At 45.4% G+C, this 3,261-nt stretch carries 3 protein-coding genes and 1 pseudogene; 3 read left to right on the top strand and 1 reads right to left on the bottom strand.

Annotation, left to right across the window (positions count from 1 at the left end; genetic code table 11):
* The coding region (locus B3K91_RS06890) for a hypothetical protein (protein WP_292594461.1) at positions 1 to 267 on the top strand (267 nt) is incomplete at its 5' end.
* 5 nt (positions 268 to 272) lie between these two features.
* On the opposite strand, the pseudogene B3K91_RS06885 reads toward B3K91_RS06890, so the two are convergent.
* Positions 273 to 1,337, bottom strand: a pseudogene (locus B3K91_RS06885) (linear amide C-N hydrolase).
* A gap of 214 nt (positions 1,338 to 1,551) precedes the next feature.
* Between B3K91_RS06885 and B3K91_RS06880 the strand changes: the two are divergent.
* Positions 1,552 to 2,406 (top strand): ABC transporter ATP-binding protein, encoded by an 855-nt coding sequence (locus B3K91_RS06880; protein ID WP_292594457.1) that lies wholly within the window; start codon positions 1,552 to 1,554, stop codon positions 2,404 to 2,406.
* The gene (locus B3K91_RS06875) at positions 2,396 to 3,166 is read left to right on the top strand and encodes an ABC transporter permease subunit (protein ID WP_292593328.1); all 771 of its coding nucleotides are present in this window, start codon (positions 2,396 to 2,398) and stop codon (positions 3,164 to 3,166) included. Before B3K91_RS06880 ends, B3K91_RS06875 begins: the two co-directional genes overlap by 11 nt.
* Positions 3,167 to 3,261: the final 95 nt, after the last annotated feature.

Below are 3,261 nucleotides of genomic sequence, written 5' to 3'. Positions count from 1 at the left end.
TGCTCTTTCGAAGGACGGGTTCATGATCTGGGACGAAGGACGAGGACTGCTCTTTACAGCGATCAGCGGGTTCTTGTTCTTAAGCGTACAGCGGTTCTTATGCTTGCAACTTGGAATAAGCAACTTGCAACTGCTCTTTCGAAGGACGGTGGACCGTTGACGGACAACGTTGTCTTCAGCAACGTACAGCGTTTTCCATCCAAACGGCTATTTCTCGGGAATTCGTTCTCACATAGCTTTCGAAAACTTCAATATCTTCGCGATTGATTTTCTTACTTGATTGCGTCCGTTACGTCAATATATTCCTGTTCATGACTCATTTTCAGAAAACGAATATTGCCGTTAGAAAAATCGATCCTATCAAGCTCCACCTTTCTTATGTTCAAGTCACTGTAGGTTCTGTAGTAGTAGACTTTGTTTGTCGAATCCCTTACTACCGACCAGTAAGCAATGTCTCTTGAAACTACCATTCCAAGTTGTTCATTGACTACGAGACCTTCAGGAATGTCAAGAGCATTAAGGATGTGCCAGGCCAAAGTTACCGCCTATTTTGCATGGGCCGGTTTCACTTCTCCGTGAGAGTAGAAGGCAGCCCTCACAAATCGGCTTGGAGATGTGTTGTCCCCAGGAAGCCCAAGCAATCCAGCTTCATTTCCTGTCGCCTTGATTTCAAAATCCCCTAACTTGGAACTCTTGATGTTTACCGGATTCAAGTTTACGTAGTTCGAGAGATTCTGAAGATGCCAGTCGAATGTGGGCTTGTTTGTAATTACTCCAAGGGGGTTTTCATGAATGTTCAGTTGACCTTCAACGTACTCTATTACAATGCAGCTTCCCTTTGCATCATAGACGATGTGGTGAAGGGGCAAAATAGTAGACTCCTGACCAATAATGGCAAGGCGGCACACGCGGATATTTTCGAGCTCCGTTTTTACTTCATCAACCGTGGCAAAGCTCCCAAGAATCCAACCTACCAGATCATACTGAGAAAGAGTTGACCTGTGAAGCTCTCTATGCAGCTCCTGGTATCCTGCGCAACCGGAGAAGTAGAATGCGCCGCATGCCAAACCGACTTCGTTTATTCCATCTGCAACTAAATCCATGCCCAAGGCGTTGGCCCCAACGTATCCGTACTTCACATTCCAGCTCAGGCCCTCCCAGCCGGTTGTAAGCGCAGCCACAAAAGTGCCTCTAGGTACAACGATAATTTTGCTTCCGAGATCAAATTCAAACTCGAGAGTCCTTGCAGCAATAATTGAACCATCCTTCGAAACCACTCTGAACCCGGTGCAGCCGATCGAAGCGCTAGTGAGCGAGGCTAACAAAAGAACGCACATTAGAAATCTCTTCATTGCAAACACCCCCCTGTCTTCAGCTCCCTGATCTCTCGTTTCTCCAAAGACTGCAATATTATACATTGTGATCACTTCTTGACTTCTATATTCCTGAATCACTGGAAAAAACCAAGATATTCAGAGCACTCCTCCTCTTGACAACCAACTGTATTAGTTGATATAGTACAGTTAAGATAGTCAGTGAGGAGTGAATTCAATGTTAGAAGAAGCGATCAGAGTTAAGAACCTTAGGAAGAACTACGGGAATTTCGAGGCTGTAAAGGGGATAGACCTCTCGCTTGTGCCCGGAAAGGTCAACGCTCTTTTGGGCCCTAACGGCGCCGGAAAGACTACAACTCTAAAATCAATTCTTGGTCTTGTTCATTATTTGGGAGAGATAACGATCCTTGGAGAGAAAATCGATGTCGCCCGGGAGAGAATCTCATTTGTTCCAGAAGACAAAAGCTTCTATGACAACCTGACTCCGGAAAAAGCAGTTAAGATGTGTTCGATGCTCATGAGCAATTTTTCGGCAGATAAAGCTGCTAAACAAATGAAGGACTTTGATCTCCCTATGAATAAGAAGATATCTGCTTTCTCTCACGGCATGAAGACATCCACTTATCTGGCAATCGCAATGTCTCAGGACGCCGATATCTTTATCTTCGACGAACCCACATGGGGTCTTGATCCACTCCGGAGAGACGAAGTGCTGGAGATGATTAGATCACTGTCTGAAAGCGGGAAGACAGTTCTTTACACCTCACACATTATTCCGGAGGTGGAGAAGATAGCCGATGTCTTTTCGATAATGTACAAAGGTGAAATTCTCTACTCAGGAGAAATGGAGGGACTGGACGATAGGTTCGCTCTTTACTCCCTTCCAATGAAAACGGATATAGATAGGAATGACTTCACCGCCGTTGTCAAAGAAGCAAATTCGCTGAAAGTTCTCACCGATAAGCCTAAAGATATTGCGAAGCTGAAGGAGATAGCTGGATCAAAAAGAGAAGAGGTTAATCTTGAATCCTTCTTCGGGACTATTGTAAGGGGGAATAAGCATGTTCTATAAGGAAATCCACGAAATGAAATTGAGAGTAGTAATCATGTTCGTCGTCTTGTTAATCTCATTGATTACAACTGTTGCTCTCAGACCTTATGCAGCGCAGATGATGGAAGAAATGACCCCTCAACTTGAAGAGATGCCGGATTTTCTTAAGAATCTTATGGGAGACGTTTCAGGTCTTTCGAGACTTAATGACGACAATTACTATCTGTTGAGTCAGTGGCACGGAAAGAACTACGGGCAGTTTCTCCCCTTCGTCGTTCTGCTGATCGCCTTCCCCATATTTGCAAAGGAATTCGACAAGAAGACGATCTACTTCCTGCTTTCAAGAAAGAACAGGAACGAAGTGTTCAGGACGAAGTATCTTGCGGGGCTCGGAGCCGTACTGACAATAACGGTGGTCTTGTCCTTGCTCGGTCCAGTAGCAATGAATCTCTCCGGTTACAGCACGGCGTTTGCCGATACGCTGAAAGTGCTGCTCCAGCAGCTGGTCGGAGTCACATTCTTCTACTCTCTCTTTACGATGATTTCTATAATGAGTAGAGATCAGGTCAAACCAGTAGTTGCCGGAGTAGTAATAGTCCTAGGATTGCCCATACTCGGAATGATTGACGCGCTCTCCTGGCTGAATCCATATCCTTTTATACTGGGATCGAGTGTAGCGCAGAACGGAACTATCGACTGGATCTATCTGGTTTCGTTGCTTGCAGCGACAGTTGTACTGACCGCAATTGATTACAAGGTCTTTGAAAAGAAAGAAGTGTGAAAACAGACCGTTTTCGGAAGGCTAAATGATGGCGAGAATGTCGCTAATGCGGGCCTGGCAGTGGTCGGTGGTAGCAGTGTGCCAAGAAGGCGAAG

Source organism: Mesotoga sp. UBA5847, assembly GCF_002432735.1.
Taxonomy (GTDB): Bacteria; Thermotogota; Thermotogae; order Petrotogales; family Kosmotogaceae; genus Mesotoga.
This window is presented reverse-complemented; position numbering and strand designations above follow the sequence as displayed.

Bases quoted from the DNA above. Each gene is read 5' to 3' on its own strand.
- B3K91_RS06875 (WP_292593328.1), top strand. From the start codon at position 2,396: ATGTTCTATAAGGAAATCCACGAAATGAAATTGAGAGTAGTAATCATG.
- B3K91_RS06880 (WP_292594457.1), top strand. From the start codon at position 1,552: ATGTTAGAAGAAGCGATCAGAGTTAAGAACCTTAGGAAGAACTACGGG.